Origin of the sequence: Achromobacter aegrifaciens (assembly GCF_902859965.1) — a bacterium.
In the GTDB taxonomy this organism is placed as follows: Bacteria; Pseudomonadota; Gammaproteobacteria; order Burkholderiales; family Burkholderiaceae_B; genus Achromobacter; species Achromobacter aegrifaciens.
Genome location: NZ_CADIKO010000003.1, coordinates 782,731 through 804,022 on the forward strand (window position 1 = coordinate 782,731; position 21,292 = coordinate 804,022).

The following is a 21,292-nucleotide window of genomic DNA, read 5'->3' on the forward strand; positions in this document are numbered from 1 at the left end:
GGCGTGTACCATCCTTGCCATGATTCCGATAGCGCTGCCTTCTGCTGGCTTCTACATTTTTGTTTCCCTGGGTTTTCTTGCCGGTCTGGCGCTGCTGGCCTGGGCCGTGGTCCTGGTCGCCAGCGGCGGCGCGCGCCGCACGGTGCGCAAGTACTGGAAGACTTCTTCCCTGGTGTTCGTCGTGCTGGCCGTGCCGTTCGCCTTCTATGCCTGGGTGCAGACGGTGATCTGGCAAATCGAGCGAGAGGGCGCCCGTGCCGAGGCAGCCCGCAATGTCACGCTGCAGGAAGTCACGACCGTCGGCGGCATCGCCATGCCCGCGGGCACTCGACTGAAGCTGCAGGACGAAGGGCAGCTGGAGACCTATCTCGAAGCGGAATTTTCGCAGCCCGTGGCCATGTATGGCGTGCAGGCGTCGAGCGCGCGGCGCTATCTCAATTCGGACTATGACGACGAAACCTACGCCTTGCGGGGCCGCTATCCGCGCAACGTCATCCTGCGTGGCGCGGGCAGCCAGACCGTGCTGGGCTGGCAGTGCGACGCCACGCAGGACATCGAATTCGAGGTGGCGCGCGATGGCGCGATGAGGGCGCTGGACAAGTGCGTGCTGGGGCCGGGCAACCGCGCCGAAACCCTGGACCTTGCGCCGGGTTCCATCGTCTACGGCTCCGGCGGCACGGTCTACACCGATGGCTCGAGCGATCCGGACCGCTGGCGCATCGAGGTCAAGGATCCGATGGCGGTCCGGATATTCGGGCTGCCCTTGAGCGAGCCCCGGCTGTACCTGGACGAGGCGCGGCGCCTGCTGCGGGTCAGTGATGCGGAACTGGCCTGCCCGACGCGATTCGGCGGCGTGAGCTATGCCGCCGGCACCCAGGTCAAGTCGGTGCGCCGCGGCCGCGGCGATGCGCGCGAGCCGTTCCCGGGCGTGTTGGTGCTGAGCCCCTGGAATGGCCAGGCCGCCACACGCGACGGCCAGGCGGACGTGCCGGAAGGCATGTCGGTGATGCAGACCTTGGCTGGCGAGGTCGTGGACGTGGTCCGGAACGACACGGTGGGCGTCTTCCACTTCGCCACCTTCGTCGTGGGCGACGAGGAACCCGAGGCCCCCCGTCGCGCATCCTGCCCTTGAGCGCACGGCCCTCGCGGGCGGGTGTTACGCGCCGATGCCGCGCGCCATCAGCACGGCGAACAGCGGCAGGAAGATGAACAGGTGCGATTCGATCATGACCCAGCGCCGCGCCCGCTTGATGTCGGCGGCCGCAGGCAAGAAGCCCGGCTGCTGCCGCGACTGCTTGGCCCAGCGCAGGAAGGTCATCGTCGGCGCGATCGAACAGAGCCCGATGATGACGAAGAGCGTGATCTTGGCATGGAACCAGGGATTGCTCATGTAGAACGCGGCGCCCTTGATGCCCAGCGTCAGGCGCAGCACACCAGTGATGAGCACCACCACGGCGCTCAGCGCATAGAGGCGGTCATAGATGACCAGGCGCTTGAGGCCGGCGGCAGTGAGATCGGGCCGCAGCAGCACGGCTTCGGCGGTCAGGACCACCACCAGCAGGAAGATGGCCAGGTAGTGAAACCAGGCATACAAGGCGTCGGCCAGCATGTTGACTCCAGAAAACAAGGTTGAACTTGGTTTTTACCATCAGCCCGTGCCGGCGGGCTATCGCGGCGGCATGAGCCCGCGCAATGAAAATGGGCGCCCCGAGGGGCGCCCATTGCCTCAGCGGCTGACTATCATCAACGGCGCTTCTTGGCGGCTTCGGCGGCTTCCTGCTGCGCGTCCACCACGGCCAGCGCCGTCATGTTGACGATGCGGCGCACGGTGGCGCTGGTGGTCAGGATGTGCACGGGGCGCGCCGCGCCCAGCAGGATCGGGCCCATCGCGACGCCATTGCTGCCAGTCATCTTCAGCATGTTGTACGTGATGTTGCCGGTGTCCAGCGTGGGCATGACGAGCAGGTTGGCGCGGCCCTTGAGCGTGCTGTCCGGGTAGGCCAGGACGCGGATCTTTTCCGACAGGGCGGCGTCGGCGTGCATTTCGCCGTCGACTTCCAGGTCGGGAGCGCGGTCCTGCACCATCTGGCGCGCGGCGGCCATCTTGCGCGAGGATTCCGTCACGCGGCTGCCGAAGTTGGAGTGCGACAGCAGGGCGATCTTCGGCACCACGCCAAAGCGCAGCATTTCGTCCGCGGCCTGGATGGTGATGCTGGCGACTTCCTCGGCCGTCGGGTTCTCATTGACGTGGGTGTCGGTGACGAACAGCGTCTGGTCGGGCAGCATCAGCACGTTCAGGGCGGCGTAGGTCTGGCCTTCCTTCTTGCCGATGATTTCGTCGATGTACTTGAGCTGGTTGTCGTACTTGCTGGCCACGCCGCACAGCAGGGCATCCGCGTCGCCGCGACGCAGCAGCATCGCGCCGATCAGCGTGTTGTGCTTGCGGATCATCGCCTTGGCGATGGCCGGCGTCACGCCTTCGCGGCCCTTCAGCTGGTAGTACGCGTTCCAGGTTTCGTTGAAGCGGCTGTCGTCTTCCGGATCCACGATCTCGAAGTCCTGGCCGGCCGCCAGGCGCAGGCCGAACTTCTTGATGCGCATTTCGATGACGGCCGGGCGGCCGATCAGGATCGGGAACGCCAGCTTCTCATCGGCCACGGTCTGCACCGCGCGCAGCACGCGCTCGTCTTCGCCGTCGGCGTAGATGACGCGCTTGGGCGCCTTCTTGGCCTGGGCGAACAGCGGACGCATCAGCTGGCCCGAGTGGTACACGAAGCCCATCAGCTTCTGGCGGTAGGCTTCGATGTCCTCGATGGGGCGGGCGGCTACGCCGGAGTCGGCGGCGGCCTGGGCCACGGCGGGGGCGATCTGGACGATCAGGCGCGGGTCGAAGGGCTTGGGGATGATGTAGTCCGGGCCGAACGACAGTTCCTGGCCGGCGTAGGCGCGGGCCACTTCGTCGTTCTGCTCGGCTTGCGCCAGTTCGGCGATAGCCTTCACGCAAGCCAGCTTCATCTCTTCCGTGATGCGCGACGCGCCGGCGTCCATGGCGCCGCGGAAGATGAAGGGGAAGCACAGCACGTTGTTGACCTGGTTCGGGTAGTCCGAACGGCCGGTGGCGATGATGCAGTCCGGGCGGGCGGCCTTGGCCACTTCAGGACGGATTTCCGGTTCCGGATTGGCCAGCGCCAGGATCAGCGGGCTGGCGGCCATGGTCTTGACCATGTCGGCGGTCAGCACGCCGGCGGTCGAGCAGCCCAGGAACACGTCGGCGCCGTTGACCACGTCGGCCAGCGTGCGCGCGTCGGTCTTCTGCGCGTAGCGCTTCTTGTTGGCTTCCATGTTTTCATCGCGGCCGTCCCAGATCACGCCGCGCGAATCCACCACGTAGATGTTCTCGCGCTTGACGCCCAGGTGGACCAGCAGGTCCAGGCAGGCGATGGCGGCGGCGCCGGCGCCGGAGCAGGCCAGCTTGACCTTGCCGATGTCCTTGTTCACGACCTTCAGGCCGTTCAGGATGGCGGCCGACGAAATGATGGCGGTGCCGTGCTGGTCGTCGTGGAAGACGGGGATCTTCATGCGCTCGCGCAGCTTCTTCTCGATGTAGAAGCACTCGGGCGCCTTGATGTCCTCGAGGTTGACGCCGCCCAGCGTGGGTTCCAGCGCGGCGATGATGTCGACCAGCTTGTCGGGGTCGTTCTCGGCCAGTTCGATGTCGAACACGTCGATGCCGGCGAACTTCTTGAACAGGCAGCCCTTGCCTTCCATCACGGGCTTGGCGGCCAGCGGGCCGATGTTGCCCAGGCCCAGCACGGCGGTGCCGTTGGTGATCACGCCCACCAGGTTGCCGCGCGAGGTGTACTTCGAGGCGGCGTCATCGCCCTGGTCGAAGATGGCCATGCAGGCGGCTGCCACGCCGGGGGAGTAGGCCAGGGACAGGTCGTCCTGGTTGGCCAGCGTCTTGGTCGGAGTGACCGAGATTTTGCCGGGGGTGGGGTAGGCGTGGTAGTCCAACGCCATTTTGGTGAGGGTTTCGTCCATGGGATACAGGCCTTGCGGGCGCTAAATGGAAAGGAAATGGGATTGCAAAAAGCGGGCTCGCGGCCCGCCGTATTTTCTGGGAAATGCTTGGGAACACCCGTATTTCAACAGAAAGCGCGGGTGCTTGGTTGTTGCGCTGCAGCGAATGGACGATTTTGCGCAAAACCTCGCTGCATTGCGGATTGCAATCCTATCTATCCCAAGGCGGCGTTTGCCGCGCGCCGGCATTCAGGCGCGCGCGCAACGCCTGGGCATCTTCCTGGCGGTCCAGGCTGTCCAGCGCGTACAGCACGATCCAATCCGCGCTGACCTCGAAGAAGTCGCGCAGCTGGGCGCGGGTATCGCTGCGGCCGAAGCCGTCGGTGCCCAGCGTGCGGTAGGGCGCGGGCACCCAGGCGCGGATCTGTTCCGGCACGGCGCGCACGTAGTCGCTGGCGGCGACTACCGGGGCGTTGCTGGCGCCCAGGCAGCTGCGGACCCAGTCGGCGCCGGATGCAAGGCCGAGCACGCGGGCGCGTTCGGCTTCGCGGCCGTCGCGGGCCAGTTCGGAAAAGCTGGTGACGCTCCAGACTTCGGCGTCCACGCCGTAATCGGCCTGCAGGCGCTCCGCCGCGAGTTCGGCCTCGCGCAGCATCGGGCCCGCGCCCAGCAGGCGCACCTGGGCCTGCCCGCGCGCGGGCCGCAGGCGGTACATGCCGCGCAGGATGCCCTCGCGCACGTCGTTGCCTGCCGGCATGTCCGGCTGCGCCAGGTTCTCGTTGGTGACGGTCAGGTAGTAGAACTCGTCGCGCTGTTCATCCAGCATGCGGCGCATGCCGTGCTCGACGATGATGGCGACCTCGTAGGCATAGGCCGGGTCATAGGCGCGGCAGTTCGGCACGGCGGCGGCCATGATGTGGCTGGAGCCGTCCTGGTGCTGCAGCCCCTCGCCGCCGAGTGTGGTGCGGCCGGAGGTGGCGCCGACAAGGAAGCCGCGCGTGCGCTGATCGGCGGCTGCCCAGATCAGGTCGCCGATGCGCTGGAAGCCGAACATCGAGTAATAGATATAGAAGGGCAGCATCGGCAGGCCGTTGACCGAATAGCTGGTGCCCGCGGCCGTCCACGAGGAAATCGCGCCGGCCTCGGTAATGCCTTCTTCCAGGATCTGGCCGTCGCGCGCCTCGCGGTAATACAGCACCGAGCCGATGTCTTCGGGTTCGTAGAGCTGGCCTTGCGCGGAATAGATGCCGATCTGTCGGAACAGGTTGGCCATGCCGAAGGTGCGCGCCTCGTCCGCCACGATGGGCACGATGCGCGGCCCCACGTTGGCGTCCTTGAGCAGGGCGGTGAGCATGCGCACGATGGCCATGGTGGACGACATTTCCTTGCCGTCGGCGGCCAGCGCGAAGCGCGCCCAGTGCTCCGCGTCCGGCGGCGCCAGGCGCGGCGTCTCGGTATTGCGGCGGGGAATGTGGCCGCCCAGCGCGGCGCGGCGCGCCTGCAGGTGGCGCAGTTCGGCGCTGTCCTCGGCCGGGCGGTAGAACTTCAGCGCCAGGCAATCGGCGTCCGAGATCGGCAGCGCGAAGCGGTCGCGGAAGGCCAGCAGCGCCTCGTCATCCAGCTTCTTCTGCTGGTGCGTGGTCATCTTGCCCTGGCCGGCCGAGCCCATGCCGAAACCCTTCTTGGTCTGCGCCAGGATCACCGTGGGCTGGCCGCGATGGCGCACGGCGCGGTGGTAGGCCGCGTGGATCTTCACCATGTCATGGCCGCCGCGGTGGAGGCGGTCGATGGCTTCGTCGCTCCAGTCGGCCACCAGGGCGGCCAGTTCGGGATTCTGGTTGAAGAAGTGGGCGCGGTTGAAGGCGCCGTCGTTGGCCGCGAAGGTCTGGAACTGTCCATCCACGGTATTGGCGAAGGCGCGCGCCAGGGCGCCATTGGCGTCGCGCCGTAGGAGCGCGTCCCAGTCGCTGCCCCAGACCAGCTTGATGACATTCCAGCCGGCGCCCGCGTACAGCGTTTCCAGTTCGTCGATGATGCGGCCGTTGCCGCGCACCGGGCCGTCCAGGCGCTGCAGGTTGCAATTGACCACGAACACCAGGTTGTCGAGCTTTTCGCGCGCGGCCAGCGTCAGCGCGGCGATGGATTCAGGTTCGTCCATTTCGCCATCGCCGAAGATGCCCCAGACCTTGCGGTCGCCGCCGGGCATCAGCGAACGGTGCTCCAGGTAGCGCATGAAGCGCGCCTGGTAGATGGCGTTGATGGGGCCGATGCCCATCGAGCCCGTGGGGAATTGCCAGAAATCCGGCATCAGCCACGGGTGCGGATACGACGACAGCCCGCGCAGGCCGCGCGCGCCAGCCGTGATCTCCTGGCGGAAATGCGCCAGGTCCTCTTCGCCCAGAAAGCCTTCCAGATAGGCGCGGGCATACACGCCGGGCGCCGAGTGCGGCTGCATGTAGACCAGGTCGCCGGGGCCGTCCGGGCTCTGCGCGCGAAAGAAATGGTTGAAGCCGACCTCGAACAGGTCGGCGGCCGAGGCGTAGCTGGCGATGTGGCCGCCCAGCTCTCCATGCGCCTGGTTGGCGCGCACCACCATGGCCAGCGCATTCCAGCGGTTGATGCGGGCGATCCGTTCCTCCACGGCGAGGTTGCCGGGGAAGGGCGGCTCCTGATCGGCGGGGATGGTGTTGAGGTAGGCGGTGCGGGTCTGGCTGTTGGCGCGCAGGCCCAGCGACGCCGCATGACCCAGCAGATTGTCCAGCACGTAGCCCGCGCGCTCAGAACCTTCCGCCTGTACCAGCGATTCCAGCGCCTCACGCCATTCGGCGGTTTCGGCGGGGTCGGCGTCGTGCTGGATGTCTTGCCCGGGGCGGGCGGAACTGGCGTCGCGCATGGTCTTGTCGTCTCCTGGTTTGACGTCCATGCTAGACCCTAGCCCCTGGCATGGGTGATCAAAATTCTGGGGAAACTTCGGAAAATTCAGCATAATCTTTTGCAAGTTTTACCGCTTGCGGCAGCTTCTGCCGAGGATATGCTTGGTGGTCGTATCAGAGGGGTGACCGCCAGGTGGACGCGAAGGCGCTAGAATTCGCGCCTGGCAAGATAGGAATAACTGCAATGACCCAACCCATCAGCGTCCCGGCAGAGGTCACGTTGCCCGAACTTACGTTCCGCGGCATCCTCCTGGGCGCAATCATCACCGTCATCTTCACGGCTTCCAACGTCTTTCTCGGACTGAAGGTGGGCCTGACGTTCTCATCCGCCATTCCGGCGGCGGTGATCTCGATGTCCGTCCTGCGCCTGTTCAAGGACGCGAACATCCTCGAAAACAACATGGTGCAGACCCAGGCCTCCGCGGCCGGGACGCTGTCGTCCATCATCTTCATCCTGCCGGCCCTGGTCATGATGGGGCACTGGCAGGGCTTCCCGTTCTGGCAGACGCTGGGCATCTGCGCCGCCGGCGGCATGCTGGGCGTGATGTTCACCATTCCGCTGCGCCACGTGATGGTGGTGCAGAGCGACCTGCCGTATCCGGAAGGCGTGGCTGCCGCTGAAATCCTGCGGGTGGGCAGCGCCGAGCGCGCCCAGGACGAGGCCGCGGACAACGGACGCGCGCCAGCCAAGGCCGAGACCGGCATGGGCGACATCGTGGCCGGCGGCGTGGTCGCCGCCGCGGTCAGCTTCGCGGCCAGCGGACTGCGCGTGCTGGGAGACAGCGTCAGCGGCTGGTTCGCGCTGGGCGGCGCGGTGTTCCGGCTGCCCATGGGCTTTTCGCTGGCGCTGCTGGGCGCGGGCTACCTGATCGGCATCGTCGCGGGCCTGGCCATGCTGACCGGGTTGATCATTTCCTGGGGCATCGCCGTGCCCATCCTCACCGCCATGGGCGACATCCCGGCGGGCACGTCGCTGGCGAAGTACGCCACCGGCCTGTGGGCTTCGCAGGTGCGCTTCATCGGCGCCGGCGTGATCGGCGTGGGCGCCATCTGGACGCTGGCCACGCTGTTCATGCCGATGGCGCGCGGCGTCAAGGCTTCGTTCGCGGCGCTGACCAAGGCGGGCGCGGCCCGCGCCGGACGCGCGCCGCGCACCGAGCGCGACCTGTCGGCCGGCTGGATCTCGGCCGTGACGCTGGTGCTGGTGGCGGTCCTGGTGGTGACCTTCCAGGTGTTCCTGTCCGGCGCGCCGCTGTCGCCTGCCGGCATCTGGAAGCTGGTGGCCTACGCCGTGCTGTTTGCCTTCGTCTTCGGCTTCCTGGTGGCCGCCGCCTGCGGCTACATGGCCGGCCTGGTGGGCTCGTCGACCAGCCCGATCTCGGGCGTGGGCATCGTTGCCATCGTGCTGGTGTCGCTGCTGATGCTGGCGCTGGGCGGCGAATTGCTGGGCGCGCAGAACGGCGTGCAGATGGCGATTGCGCTGTCGATCTTCAGTACCTCGGCGGTGGTGGCGGTGGCCTCCATTTCCAACGACAACCTGCAGGACCTGAAGACCGGCTGGCTGGTGGGCGCGACGCCCTGGCGTCAGCAGGTGGCCCTGCTGATCGGCTGCGTCGCCGGCGCGGCAGTGATTTCGCCGGTGCTGGAACTGCTTTACAACGCCTACGGTTTTGCCGACGCCATGCCGCGCGAGGGCATGGACCCGGCGCAGGCCCTGTCCGCGCCGCAGGCGACGCTGATGCTGGCGATCGCGCGCGGCATCTTCACGCACCAGCTCAACTGGACCATGATCCTGATCGGCATGGCGGTCGGCGTGGGCCTGATCGTGGTGGACGAGATCATGAAGCGCACCTGCCGCGTGGCCCGGATTCCGGTGCTGGCCGTGGGTATCGGCATCTATCTGCCGCCCACCGTCGCCGCGCCCATCGTGGTCGGCGCGGTCCTGGCATGGCTGCTGGAACGCGCCCTGCGCCGCCGCGCGGCCGCCGCCGGCAAGCCCTACGAGCAGTTCGCCGACGCAGCCAATCGCCGCGGCGTGCTGATCGCCTCGGGCCTGATCGTGGGCGAAAGCCTGGTCGGCGTGCTGATGGCCGGCATCATCGGCGCGGCCGGCACCGAAGCCCCGCTGGCGATCGCCGGCGCGGGCTTCGAGCACACGGCCTCGTTCCTGGGGTTGGCCGTCTTCGTGGCGGTGGCGATCCTGTTCTGGCGCCGGGTGATGAAACTGGCGTGAAGCGCCTGGCCAGTCCTGCCGGGCGGCCGCCTCAGGCGGCGTCCAGCAGGTCGGCCAGCGTGCGGGCGATGACCTTGGTGGCGCGCCGCAGGTCTTCCAGCACTACCCGCTCATCGTTGCGCTTGGCGTGCGATTCCAGCACGGTGCGCGGTCCGGCGCCGTAGATCACGCCCGGAATGCCCGCTTCGGCGTACAGGCGCACGTCGGTGTAGAGCGGCGTGCCCATGGCGGCGATGGGCTCGCCGAACAATTCCTCTCCATGCTTCTGAATGGCCTGCACCAGCGGCTGGCTGCCGGGCAGCGGGCGCATGGAATTGGCCAGCAACAGGCGCTTGATGTCCACGCTGATGCCGGGCACGGCAGCAGCGGTTTCCCGGATGATGCGGCGGATGTCGGCCTCGACCTCGGCCGCGCTTTCTTCGGGGATCATGCGCCGGTCCAGCTTGAACGCCACCTTGCCTGGCACCACATTGGTGTTGGTGCCGCCTTCGATGCGGCCCACGTTCAGGTAGGGGTGGCTGATGCCCGGCACCTTGGAGCGGATTTCCCGGTACCGTGCGTTCTGCGCGTACAGCGCGTTCAGGATGGCAACCGCGCCTTGCAGCGCGTCCACGCCGCTGCTGGGGATGGCGGCATGCGCCATCTTGCCGTGGACCGTCACTTCCATTTGCAGGCAGCCGTTGTGGGCGGTTACGACCTCGTAGCTGAAACCCGCGGCGATCAGCAGATCGGGCTTGGTCAGTCCTTGGGACAGCAGCCAGCCGGGGCCGAGCAGGCCGCCGAATTCCTCGTCGTAGGTGAAGTGCAGTTCGACGGCGCCGCGGCTGGGGCGGGCGACGGCTTCCAGCGCGCGCAGGGCGAACGTGTAGCTGGCGAAGTCGCTCTTGCTGACCGCGGCGGCGCGGCCGTACAGGCTGCCGTCGTCGATCTCGCCGCCGTAGGGGTCATGTTCCCAGCCTTCGCCCGGCGGCACCACGTCGCCGTGGGCATTGAGCGCCACGCGCGGGCCGCCCGCGCCGTATTCGCGGCGCACGATCAGGTTGGTGATCGATTGCAGGCCATAGTCCCGCACGGCCTCGGCGGGCACGGGATGGGCTTCCGCCTGCAGGCCGAAGCCTTGCAGCAGCTCGGCCGTGCGCTCGGCATGCGGGGCGTTGTTGCCGGGCGGCGTGTCGGTCGGCACGCGCACCAGCTCCTGCAGGAAGCGGACTTCCTCGTCAAAGTGGGCGTCAATCCAGGCGTCGAGTCGGGCGTAGTCGGTCATGGTCGGCTATTGGGTGTCGTGGGCAAGGTCGTCGAGCAGGTTCAGGAACGCCAGCACGGCAAGCTGGATGTCGTCGCTGGAGGTGGATTCGCGCGGGTTGTGGCTGATGCCGGAATTCTGGCCGCGCACGAACAGCATGGCCTGGGGCATGACCTCGTGCAGCTTCATGGCGTCGTGGCCGGCGCCGCTGGGCATGCGGTGGACGGGCAGTCCCAGCGCGTCGACGGCGCGTTCCCAGCGCTGCTGCCAGGCGCGATCGCTGGGCGCGGCGGCGGCGCGCATGGTTTCTTCCAGCGTGTAGCGCAGGCCGCGGCGCTGGCAGATGGCTTCGAGTTCGGCCAGCACGTCATGCGCCAGCGCATCGCGCTGCGCGTCGCTGGGCGCGCGCAGGTCCAGGCTGAAGCGGCATTCTCCCGGCACCACGTTGATCGAGCCGCCCGGGACTTCCAGCATGCCTATGGTGCCGACCGAGTCGCCGTCGCGGGCGGCGCGCTGCTCTACGTACAAGGCCAGTTCGGCCGTGGCGGTGGCGGCGTCGCGGCGGCGGTTCATGGGCGTGGTGCCGGCGTGGCAGGCCAGGCCGTGGATCCGCACCTGGTAGCGCACGCAGCCGTTGATGGACGTGACCACGGCCAGCGGCAGCCCCATTTCGTAGAGCACCGGCCCTTGTTCGATGTGGACTTCGACGAAGCCCAGATAGCGGGCAGGGTCGCGCTTGAGCGTGGGAATGTCTTCACTGCGCAGGCCGGCTTGCGCCATGGCGTCGCGCATGCTGACGCCGTCGACGTCCTGCTGGTCCAGCCATTGCGGCTTGAAGTCGCCGATCAGCGCGCCCGAGCCCAGGAAGGTGGCGCGGTAGCGCTGGCCTTCCTCTTCCGCGAAGCCAATGACTTCCAGGTGGTAGGGCAGGCGCTTGCCCTGGCGGCGCAGTTCGCGCACGCAGGCCATCGGCACGAAGATGCCCAGCCGGCCGTCGTATTTGCCGGCGTTGCGCACGGTGTCGTAATGGCTGCCCGTCATGAGCGTGGGGGCGTCGGGGCTGGCGGCCAGGTAGCGGCCAACCACGTTGCCGACCGCGTCGATGCCGACCTCGTCGAAGCCGCAGTCGCGCATCCATTGCGACAACAGTCCGGCGCAGGCGAGGTGGGCTTCGGTCAGGTAGGTGACGGTGAGCTGCCCTTTTTCGGCGTAGCCGGGATCGCTGTGGACGGCCAGTTGCTCGCCCCAGTCCCAGATGTCGTTGCCGATGGCGGGTTCGGCGCCGAAGCCATCGCGCAGGCGGATCTCGGCGATGCGGTGCAACTGCTGCTGGGCCTCATCGAACTCCAGGTCCGGCGGGTTGTCCAGGCGTCGGGTGAACTCGTCGATCACCTGCTGGCGCGTCATGCCGGCGCCGCGCGGGCCGCGCACGGCCAGCACGAAGGGAAAGCCGAACCTGGCGCGGTAGTCGGCGTTCAACGCTTGCAGGCGGGCAGATTCGGCGGGCGTACACGCGGCCAATCCGGCCAGGTCCTGTTCGCGCGCCGAATCCGCGTCCTGGGGCGTCCCTGCTGCCAGCTCGGGATGGGCGCGCAGTAGCGCCGTCCGGGCATCGGCATCCGCGTCGTTCACGGCGCGGCGCAGGCGCTGCGCCAGGTCGGCCAGCGAGCGGAACGGCCGGTGGCCAAGCGCGCGTTCGGCGATCCAGGGCGCGCGGCCGTACAGGCCGTCGAGCATGGCGGCGGCGTCCGCGGGCGCTGCCGCATTGAGTTGGGCTAGGGTGTGGGCCATGGCCGTCCTGTTCAGGCGTTGGGGGTGTAGGGATGCGCCGTCTTCCAGTGGCGCGCGATGTCCAGGCGCCGGCAGACCCAGACGCGGTCATGGCTGGCAATGTGGTCCAGGAAGCGCTGCAGCGCAGTGATGCGGCCGGGCCGGCCCAGCAGGCGGCAATGCATGCCGATGCTCATCATCTTGGGGGCCTCGTCGCCTTCGGCGTAGAGCGCGTCGAAGCTGTCCTTCAGGTACTGGAAGAAGGGATCTGCGTGCGAATAGCCCTGCGGCAGCGCGAAGCGCATGTCGTTGCAGTCCAGCGTGTAGGGCACGATCAGTTGCGGCACGACGCTGCCGTCCGTTTTCTGTACGCGCATCCAGAAGGGCAGGTCGTCGCCGTAGTAGTCGCTGTCGTACTCGAAGCCGCCGTAGTCGGCCACCAGACGCCGCGTGCGCGGGCTGTCGCGTCCGGTGTACCAACCCAGCGGACGGCTGCCGGTCAATTGCGTGATCGCGTCCATGGCCAGGCGCATGTGTTCGCGCTCGGTGGCCTCGTCGATGTGCTGATAGTGGATCCAGCGCCAGCCGTGGCAGGCGATTTCGTGTCCCAGCTCGACGAAGGCGGCGGTCAGCTCGGGGTGGCGCTGCAAGGCCATGCCGACGCCGAACACCGTCAGCGGCAGGCCGCGCTTCTCGAATTCGCGCAGGATGCGCCAGACGCCGGCGCGCGAGCCGTACTCGTAGATGCCTTCCATGCTGAGGTGGCGCTCGGGATAGCTGGCGGGGTTGAACATTTCCGACAGGAACTGTTCGGACCCGGCGTCGCCATGCAGCACGCTGTTTTCGCCGCCTTCCTCGTAATTCAGCACGAACTGCACCGCGATGCGCGCCTGCCCCGGCCATCGGGCATGCGGCGGATTGCGGCCGTAGCCGGCCAGGTCGCGGGGGTAGGGGAGCGTGGAATCGTAGACGGTCATGGACAGGCGGGCGGAGTGCAACGGCGCGCGGCGGCCGGGCGTGGGTGGGCGGACGACTTCCTGATGATCAGCACCATAGCTGGAAATCCTAGTTTTGTATACAAACTATGTACATAATTTTGCGGAGGCGATGTGTCGGGAAGGTCCGGCCACGGAAAAAAGCCCAGCCGGCGGACACGCCGGCTGGGCTGCGCTTCCTGCGCTCATCATGGGCGCTGGCGGCCAGGGCTGGCAAGCCCTGGGGCAAGGCTGGACTTTCAGCGCAAGTCGCCGCAAGGCCAGCCGAAGGCGCCGTAGGCGCCCTTATCCGTTGCGGTAGAGAAAGCTGTAGGCGTTGATCGCCGGCACCCCTCCCAGGTGCGCATACAGAACCCGCGAACCGGCCGGAATCTCGCCGCGGCGGATGATGTCCATCATGCCCTGCATGGATTTTCCTTCGTAGACCGGGTCGGTCATCATGCCCTCGAGCCGGGCGCAGAGGCGGATGGCCTCGTTGGTCTCGGCCGAGGGCAGGCCGTAGGCCGGATAGGCATAGCGGGTGTCCAGCACCACGTCGCGCTCTTCGATGGCAGTCCCGAGTCCGACCATATCGGCCGTGCGCCGCGCGATGCGCAGGATCTGCGCGCGGGTTTGCTCGGGCGTGCCCGAAGCGTCGATACCGATGACGCGGTCCGCGCGGCCATCCGCCGCAAAGCCCACCACCATGCCGGCCTGCGTGCTGCCCGTGACGGCGCAGACGACGATGTAGTCGAACTTGAAGCCCAGCTCGGCTTCCTGGCGCCGCACTTCCTCGGCGAAGCCGACGTAGCCCAGGCCGCCAAGTTCATGGTCGGATGCGCCGGCCGGAATCGCGTAGGGCTTGCCGCCGCGCTTGCGGACGTCTTCCAGCGCCTCTTCCCAGCTGCGGCGAAAGCCGATGTCGAACCCCTGGTCCACAAGACGCACGTCGGCGCCCATCAGGCGGCTCATCATGATGTTGCCGACCCGGTCGTAGACCGCGTCTGAATAGTCCACCCAGTTTTCCTGCACCAGCACGCAGGCCAGGCCCAGCTTGGCGGCCACCGCAGCCACCATGCGGGTGTGGTTGGACTGGATGCCGCCGATGGTGACCAGCGTGTCGCAGCCCTGTTCCAGCGCCTGCGGGATCAGGTACTCCAGCTTGCGCAGCTTGTTGCCGCCGAACGCGAGGCCGCTGTTGCAGTCTTCGCGCTTGGCGTAGATCTCGACCTTGCCGCCCAGATGTGCGGACAGGCGCTCGAGCTTTTCGATGGGGGTGTCGCCGAAGGTCAGGCGATGGCGCGGAAATCGTTGCAGATCCATGGGACTCTCCTGGGCCGGGCCGGGTGGCGCGGATGGAAAAATCATAGGAATTTCAAGGATTTGCCGTCAATTGCGTATTTTTATTATTTAAATGGAAAATAATTAAATAAACGTCCAGATTTATATTTAATATTTCCTGATTGGCTTTTTGATCGAAATTTAATTTTCAGGGACGTATCAAATGCCGGCAAATTCTGAGCTGGACCGCATCGATCGCCACATCCTGCGCGTGCTGCAGCAGGACGCGCAGATTACCAACCTGGAGCTGAGCGCGCGCGTCCACCTGAGCCCGGCCGCCTGCCTGCGCCGCGTGGAAAAGCTCAAGAACGAGGGCGTCATCCGCAAGACTGTCGCCCTGCTGGAGCCGGCGGAAGTGGACATGGCCACCCTGGTCATCGTGGGCGTGGTGCTGGACCGCTCCACGCCGGAATCCTTCACCGATTTCGAAGCCGCGGCGCGCGGCATCAGCGGCTGCCTGGAATGCCACCTGGTGGCCGGCGAGTTCGACTACTTCCTGATGCTGCGCATCCGTGATCTGGAACGCTTCAACAAGCTGCATGCGGGCGAGATCATCAAGCTGCCCGGCGTACGCCAGATCCGCACCTTTTTCGTCCTGAAAGAGATCCTGTCGACCACCGAATTGCCCGTATGAACGAGGCTAATGCGCAACACTGCAATTTCTGCCAGTGAAAATGATGCGGCGCGGCATTTTGGGTTGCCGGAAATTGAATGCGAGTAGACGGCGCAATGGAAGGGGTTGCCTGGACATTCCAATGCTGCATGACGGCATTCCGAATGCGCTTTTGCGTCACGCAAACGCAAGAAGACGTCCTTAAACTCAAAGGGCTATACTCTTATCCCATACGGCTTTTAAGGCTTGTACGCGCCTTCTGCCCCTGCTATCCGCCTAACGGGAAGCCCGTGTCGCGGAAGGTTTTCCTGCATCGTGTCGAGTGAAGCACTCGTAAAGGTGAAGCGATATGTCTTCGGAAATAGAATCTCTATCCACGTCTTATCTCTTTGGGGGTAACGCCCCTTATGTTGAGGAGCTTTACGAAGCCTACCTCGACAATCCCGGTTCGGTACCTGACAACTGGCGCGAATACTTCGACCAGCTGCAACACGCTCCCGCTACCGACGGCCAGGAATCCACCCGCGACCAGGCCCACGCTCCCATCGTCGAATCGTTCGCCCAGCGCGCCAAGGCCAATGCCTTCGTGCAACGCGCGGCCGAACCCGACCTGACCGTGGCCAGCAAGCAGGTTTCGGTGCAGTCGCTGATCGCGGCCTACCGCTCCCTGGGTTCGCGCTGGGCCGACCTGGATCCGCTCAAGCGCCAGGAACGTCCCCCGATCCCCGAACTCGATCCGGCCTTCTACGGCCTGACCGAAGCCGATCTGGACCAGACCTACTCGGCCACCAACACCTACTTCACGACCGCCAGCACGATGACGCTGCGCGACATCCTGAAGGCGCTGCGCGACACGTACTGCCGCAGCATCGGTGCCGAATTCACGCACATCTCCGACCCCGCCGCCAAGCGCTGGATCCAGGAACGCCTGGAAGCCACCCTGGGCGCGCCCGCCTACTCGGCCGAAGAAAAGCGCCACATCCTGCAGCAGCTGACCGAGTCCGAAGGCCTCGAGCGCTTCCTGCACACCAAGTACGTCGGCCAGAAGCGCTTCTCGCTGGAAGGCGGCGAAAGCTTCATCGCCTCGATGGACGAAGTGGTGAACCACGCCGGTGAAAACGGCGTCCAGGAAATCGTGGTCGGCATGGCCCACCGTGGCCGCCTGAACCTGCTCGTGAACATCATGGGCAAGATGCCCGGCGACCTGTTCGCCGAGTTCGAAGGCAAGCACGCCGAAGGCCTGACCGACGGCGACGTGAAGTACCACAACGGCTTCTCCAGCGACCTGTCCACCCGTGGCGGCCCGGTCCACCTGTCGCTCGCGTTCAACCCGTCCCACCTGGAAATCGTCAACCCCGTGGTCGAAGGCAGCGCGCGCGCCCGCCAGGAACGCCGCGGCGACGCCGAAGGCAAGCAAGTGCTGCCGGTGCTGGTGCACGGCGACGCGGCCTTCGCCGGCCAGGGCGTGGTCATGGAAACCCTGAACCTGGCCCAGACCCGCGGCTACGGCACGGGCGGCACGCTGCACATCGTCATCAACAACCAGATCGGCTTCACCACGTCCGACCCCCGCGACTCGCGCTCGACGCTGTATTGCACCGACGTGGTCAAGATGATCGAAGCGCCGGTGTTCCACGTCAACGGCGACGATCCCGAAGCCGTCGTGTTCGTGACCAAGCTGGCGCTGGACTACCGTCTGCAGTTCCGCCACGACGTGGTCGTGGACATCGTCTGCTTCCGCAAGCTGGGCCACAACGAGCAAGACACCCCGTCGCTGACGCAGCCCCTGATGTACAAGCGCATCGGCCATCACCCCGGCACGCGCAAGCTGTACGCCGACAAGCTGACCACGCAAGGCGTGCTGGCCGACGGCGAAGCCGATCAGCTCGTCAAGGATTACCGCCAGCTGATGGAAGACGGCCAGCGCACCATCGAACCGGTGCTGACCGACTACAAGAGCAAGTACGCCATCGACTGGTCGCCGTTCCTGGGCGCCAAGTGGACCGACCAGGCCGACACCGCCGTGCCGCTGGCCGAACTCAAGCGCATCGGCGAACGCATCACCAGCGTGCCGGAAGGCTTCACGGTGCACCCGCTGGTCGCCAAGCTGCTGAACGACCGCCGCACCATGGCCAAGGGCGAAATGAACCTGGACTGGGGCATGGGCGAACACCTCGCCTTCGCGACCCTGGTGTCCTCGGGCTACGCCATCCGCATCACCGGCCAGGACTCGGGCCGCGGCACGTTCACGCACCGCCATGCCGTGCTGCACGACCAGAACCGCGAACGCTGGAACGACGGCACCTACATTCCGCTGCAGAACGTCTCGGAAGGCCAGGCTCCGTTCACCGTCATCGACTCCGTGCTGTCCGAAGAGGCTGTGCTGGGCTTTGAATACGGTTACTCCAGCGCCGAGCCCAACACGCTGACCATCTGGGAAGGCCAGTTCGGCGACTTCGTCAACGGCGCCCAGGTCGTGATCGACCAGTTCATCAGCTCCGGCGAAGCCAAGTGGGGCCGCCAGTCGGGCCTGACCCTGATGCTGCCGCACGGCTACGAAGGCCAGGGTCCCGAGCACTCGTCGGGCCGCATCGAGCGCTTCCTGCAGCTGTGCGCCGACAACAACATGCAAGTGGTCCAGCCGACCTCCGCGTCGCAGATCTTCCACGTGCTGCGCCGTCAGATGATCCGTCCGTTCCGCAAGCCGTTGGTGCTGTTCACGCCCAAGTCGCTGCTGCGCAACAAGGACGCCGGTTCGCCCCTGACCGACCTGGCCGGCGGCAGCTTCCGCCCGGTCATCGGTGAGGTCGACGAGGCCATCGACGCCAGCAAGGTCAAGCGCGTGCTGGCTTGCTCGGGCAAGGTCTACTACGATCTGGTCAATGCCCGCCGCGAGCGTGGCGCCGACAACGTTGCGATCGTCCGCGTCGAACAGCTGTATCCGTTCGCGCACAAGTCGTTCGAAACGGAACTGCGCAAGTACCCGAAGGCAACCGAAGTGATCTGGGTTCAGGACGAACCGCAGAACCAGGGCGCCTGGTTCTACGTTCAGCATCACGTGTACGAGAACATGGTCGAAGGCCAGAAGCTGGGTTACGCCGGCCGCGCCGCGTCGGCATCGCCGGCCGTGGGCTACCTGGCCAAGCACCAGGAGCAGCAGAAGGCCCTGATCGAAACGGCTTTCGCGCCCAAGTTCAAGGTCATGTTGACGAAGTAACACTCGCTTGATGCACGCGCCGCGCGCGCAGGTTTCTGGAATTCCGATTCGAAGCTTGCCGCGCAGCGCGACCAGAACACAAACTTTACGGAACAAACAAAATGGCTATTACCGACGTCGTCGTCCCCCAACTCTCCGAATCCGTCTCCGAAGCGACGCTGCTGACCTGGAAGAAGCAGCCGGGCGCTGCCGTTGAAGCGGACGAAATCCTGATCGAAGTCGAAACCGACAAGGTCGTGCTGGAAGTGCCGGCTCCCGCTTCGGGCGTGCTGGCTGAAATCGTCAAGGGCGACGGCAGCACCGTCACCTCCGGCGAAGTGCTGGCTCGCATCGACACCGCCGGCAAGGCCGCCGTTGCCGCCGCCGCGCCCGCCGCCGAAGCGCCCAAGGCCGCCGAGCAAGCCGCTGCCGCTCCGGCCGCCGCTCCCGCTTCGTCGGCTGCCGCCGGCGTGGCTTCGCCCGCTGCTGCCAAGATCCTGGCCGAGAAGGGCGTTGACGCCGCTTCCGTGGCTGGCTCCGGCCGCGACGGCCGCGTGACCAAGGGCGATGCCCTGGCCGCCAGCGCTCCCGCCAAGGCCGCTCCGGCCAAGGCCGCCGCTCCGGTCGCGCCCCCGACGCTGTCGCTGGACGGCCGTCCGGAACAGCGCGTGCCGATGAGCCGCCTGCGCGCCCGCATCGCCGAGCGCCTGCTGCAATCGCAACAGGAAAACGCGATCCTGACCACGTTCAACGAAGTGAACATGCAGGCCGTCATCGACCTGCGCAACAAGTACAAGGACAAGTTCGAGAAAGAGCACGGCATCAAGCTGGGCTTCATGTCGTTCTTCGTCAAGGCCGCCGTTGCCGCGCTGAAGAAGTTCCCGCTGATCAACGCCTCGATCGACGGCAAGGACATCATCTACCACGGCTACTTCGACATCGGTATCGCTGTCGGCAGCCCGCGCGGCCTGGTTGTGCCGATCCTGCGCAACGCCGACCAGCTGTCGATCGCCGACATCGAAAAGACCATCGCCGACTTCGGCCGCCGCGCCGCTGACGGCAAGCTGGGCATTGAAGAAATGACCGGCGGCACGTTCTCGATCTCCAACGGCGGCGTGTTCGGCTCGATGCTGTCGACCCCGATCATCAACCCGCCGCAATCGGCCATCCTGGGCGTGCACGCCACCAAGGATCGCGCCGTGGTTGAAAACGGCCAGATCGTCATCCGCCCGATGAACTACCTGGCGCTGTCCTACGACCACCGCATCATCGACGGCCGCGAAGCCGTGCTGGGCCTGGTCGCCATGAAGGACGCCCTGGAAGATCCGCAGCGCCTGTTGCTGGACCTGTAATCTCGACGCCCCGGCCCGGCGCCCACCCGACCCCTGGGTCTTGCGGCGCCCTGGCCGGCTTATTGCCGGCCCGCAGGGCGGGGCGTGCTCCACTCAATACCTCATCGCGAGAACACTATGTCCAAACAATTTGACGTCGTCGTCATCGGCGCGGGCCCCGGCGGCTACATCGCCGCCATCCGCGCCGCGCAGCTCGGCATGTCGGTGGCTTGCATCGACGCCTGGCAGAACGGCCAAGGCGGCCCGGCTCCCGGCGGCACCTGCACCAACGTCGGCTGCATCCCGTCCAAGGCGCTGCTGCAATCGTCCGAGCACTACGAACAAGCCAATCACCACTTCGCCGAGCACGGCATCGAAGTCAAGGGCGTCAGCCTGAAGCTCGACACGCTGATCGGCCGCAAGAACACGGTGGTCAAGCAGAACAACGACGGCATCCTGTACCTGTTCAAGAAGAACAAGGTCACGTTCTTCCATGGCAAGGGCGCGTTCGCCGGCCAGGTTGAAGGCGGCTGGGCCATCAAGGTCGCCGGCACCGCCGAGGAAGACCTGGTTGCCAAGCACGTGGTGGTCGCCACCGGTTCGTCGGCGCGCGAGCTGCCCGGCCTGCCGTTCGACGAAAAGGTCGTGCTGTCCAACGACGGCGCGCTGAACATCGGCGCCGTGCCGAAGACGCTGGGCGTGATCGGCGCCGGCGTGATCGGCCTGGAAATGGGCAGCGTGTGGCGCCGCCTGGGTTCCGAAGTCACCATCCTGGAAGCCATGCCGGAATTCCTGGCAGCCGCTGACGGCCAGGTGGCCAAGGAAGCCCTGAAGGCCTTCACCAAGCAAGGCCTGAACATCCAGATGGGCGTCAAGATCGGCGAGATCAAGGCGACCGCCAAGTCCGTCACCGTGCCCTACGTCGACGCCAAGGGCGCCGAGCAGAAGCTGGTGGTCGACAAGCTGATCGTCTCGATCGGCCGCGTGCCTTACACCGGCGGCCTGAACGCCGACGCCGTGGGCCTGAAGCTGGACGAGCGCGGCTTCATCGCCGTGGACGGCGACTGCAAGACCAACCTGCCGAACGTCTGGGCAGTCGGCGACGTGGTGCGCGGCCCCATGCTGGCGCACAAGGCCGAGGAAGAAGGCGTGGCGGTTGCCGAGCGCATCGCCGGCCAGCACGGCCACGTCAACTTCGACACCGTGCCGTGGGTTATCTACACCTCGCCGGAAATCGCCTGGGTCGGCAAGACCGAGCAGCAGCTCAAGGCCGAGGGCCGCGAGTACAAGGCTGGCAGCTTCCCCTTCCTGGCCAACGGCCGCGCCCGCGCGCTGGGCGACACCACCGGCTTTGCCAAGGTGATCGCCGATGCCAAGACCGACGAGGTCCTGGGCGTGCACATCGTGGGCCCGATGGCCTCGGAACTGATCTCGGAAGCCGTGACCATCATGGAATTCCGTGGCGCAGCCGAAGACATCGCCCGCATCTGCCACGCGCACCCGACGCTGTCGGAAGCCGTGAAGGAAGCCGCATTGGCCGTGGACAAGCGCGCATTGAACTTCTGATACGCGCATAGCCGATGCAAGACGGGGGCGGGTTCACGGATCCGCCCTTTTTTCATTCTGCTTTTCCTGCTC

At 66.3% G+C, this 21,292-nt stretch carries 13 protein-coding genes; 6 read left to right on the top strand and 7 right to left on the bottom strand.

Features of this window, described 5'->3' with window-relative positions:
- Positions 1-19 precede the first annotated feature (19 nt).
- On the top strand, positions 20-1,132 hold the full coding sequence (locus tag HV793_RS22635; protein WP_175213969.1) for a hypothetical protein: 1,113 nt from the start codon (positions 20-22) through the stop codon (positions 1,130-1,132).
- A gap of 24 nt (positions 1,133-1,156) precedes the next feature.
- Here HV793_RS22635 and HV793_RS22640 read toward each other — a convergent pair whose 3' ends face one another.
- The 3 genes from HV793_RS22640 to mdeB form a co-directional block, all read right to left on the bottom strand.
- Positions 1,157-1,609 (bottom strand): DUF2214 family protein, encoded by a 453-nt coding sequence (locus HV793_RS22640; protein WP_054450746.1) that lies wholly within the window; start codon positions 1,607-1,609, stop codon positions 1,157-1,159.
- Positions 1,610-1,743: 134 nt separating this feature from the next.
- Positions 1,744-4,041: an NADP-dependent malic enzyme gene (locus HV793_RS22645; RefSeq protein WP_054450748.1), complete on the bottom strand. Its 2,298-nt coding sequence runs from the start codon at positions 4,039-4,041 to the stop codon at positions 1,744-1,746.
- A 190-nt stretch (positions 4,042-4,231) separates the two neighbouring features.
- Positions 4,232-6,913 (bottom strand): alpha-ketoglutarate dehydrogenase, encoded by a 2,682-nt coding sequence (gene mdeB, locus HV793_RS22650; protein WP_175214070.1) that lies wholly within the window; start codon positions 6,911-6,913, stop codon positions 4,232-4,234.
- A 224-nt stretch (positions 6,914-7,137) separates the two neighbouring features.
- Between mdeB and HV793_RS22655 the strand changes: the two genes are divergently transcribed.
- On the top strand, positions 7,138-9,186 hold the full coding sequence (locus HV793_RS22655; RefSeq protein ID WP_054450752.1) for an OPT family oligopeptide transporter: 2,049 nt from the start codon (positions 7,138-7,140) through the stop codon (positions 9,184-9,186).
- 31 nt (positions 9,187-9,217) lie between these two features.
- Here HV793_RS22655 and HV793_RS22660 read toward each other — a convergent pair whose 3' ends face one another.
- From HV793_RS22660 to HV793_RS22675, 4 genes are all read right to left on the bottom strand, one after another.
- Entirely contained in the window at positions 9,218-10,450 is a 1,233-nt protein-coding gene (locus tag HV793_RS22660) for a M20 family metallopeptidase (RefSeq protein WP_175213970.1), read from the bottom strand.
- Between the two features lie 6 nt (positions 10,451-10,456).
- Positions 10,457-12,220, bottom strand: a complete 1,764-nt coding sequence (gene uraD / locus HV793_RS22665; protein WP_175213971.1) for a 2-oxo-4-hydroxy-4-carboxy-5-ureidoimidazoline decarboxylase — start codon at positions 12,218-12,220, stop codon at positions 10,457-10,459.
- 11 nt (positions 12,221-12,231) lie between these two features.
- Positions 12,232-13,176, bottom strand: a complete 945-nt coding sequence (gene puuE, locus HV793_RS22670; RefSeq protein ID WP_175163661.1) for an allantoinase PuuE — start codon at positions 13,174-13,176, stop codon at positions 12,232-12,234.
- Between the two features lie 303 nt (positions 13,177-13,479).
- On the bottom strand, positions 13,480-14,496 hold the full coding sequence (locus HV793_RS22675) for a 1-aminocyclopropane-1-carboxylate deaminase (RefSeq protein WP_175213972.1): 1,017 nt from the start codon (positions 14,494-14,496) through the stop codon (positions 13,480-13,482).
- 181 nt (positions 14,497-14,677) lie between these two features.
- Here HV793_RS22675 and HV793_RS22680 point away from each other — a divergent pair, with 181 nt between their 5' ends.
- The 4 genes from HV793_RS22680 to lpdA all read left to right on the top strand — a co-directional run bounded on the left by HV793_RS22680 (position 14,678) and on the right by lpdA (position 21,220).
- The gene (locus HV793_RS22680) at positions 14,678-15,148 is read left to right on the top strand and encodes an Lrp/AsnC family transcriptional regulator (RefSeq protein ID WP_054450761.1); all 471 of its coding nucleotides are present in this window, start codon (positions 14,678-14,680) and stop codon (positions 15,146-15,148) included.
- Positions 15,149-15,476: 328 nt separating this feature from the next.
- Positions 15,477-18,344, top strand: coding sequence for a 2-oxoglutarate dehydrogenase E1 component (locus HV793_RS22685; protein WP_054450764.1), 2,868 nt, complete (start codon positions 15,477-15,479; stop codon positions 18,342-18,344).
- A 101-nt stretch (positions 18,345-18,445) separates the two neighbouring features.
- Positions 18,446-19,675 carry a 2-oxoglutarate dehydrogenase complex dihydrolipoyllysine-residue succinyltransferase gene (gene odhB / locus HV793_RS22690; protein ID WP_054450766.1) on the top strand — a complete coding sequence of 410 codons (1,230 nt, stop codon included), beginning with the start codon at positions 18,446-18,448 and terminating at the stop codon, positions 19,673-19,675.
- Positions 19,676-19,792: 117 nt separating this feature from the next.
- Positions 19,793-21,220 carry a dihydrolipoyl dehydrogenase gene (lpdA, locus tag HV793_RS22695; RefSeq protein ID WP_054450768.1) on the top strand — a complete coding sequence of 476 codons (1,428 nt, stop codon included), beginning with the start codon at positions 19,793-19,795 and terminating at the stop codon, positions 21,218-21,220.
- Positions 21,221-21,292 lie beyond the last annotated feature (72 nt).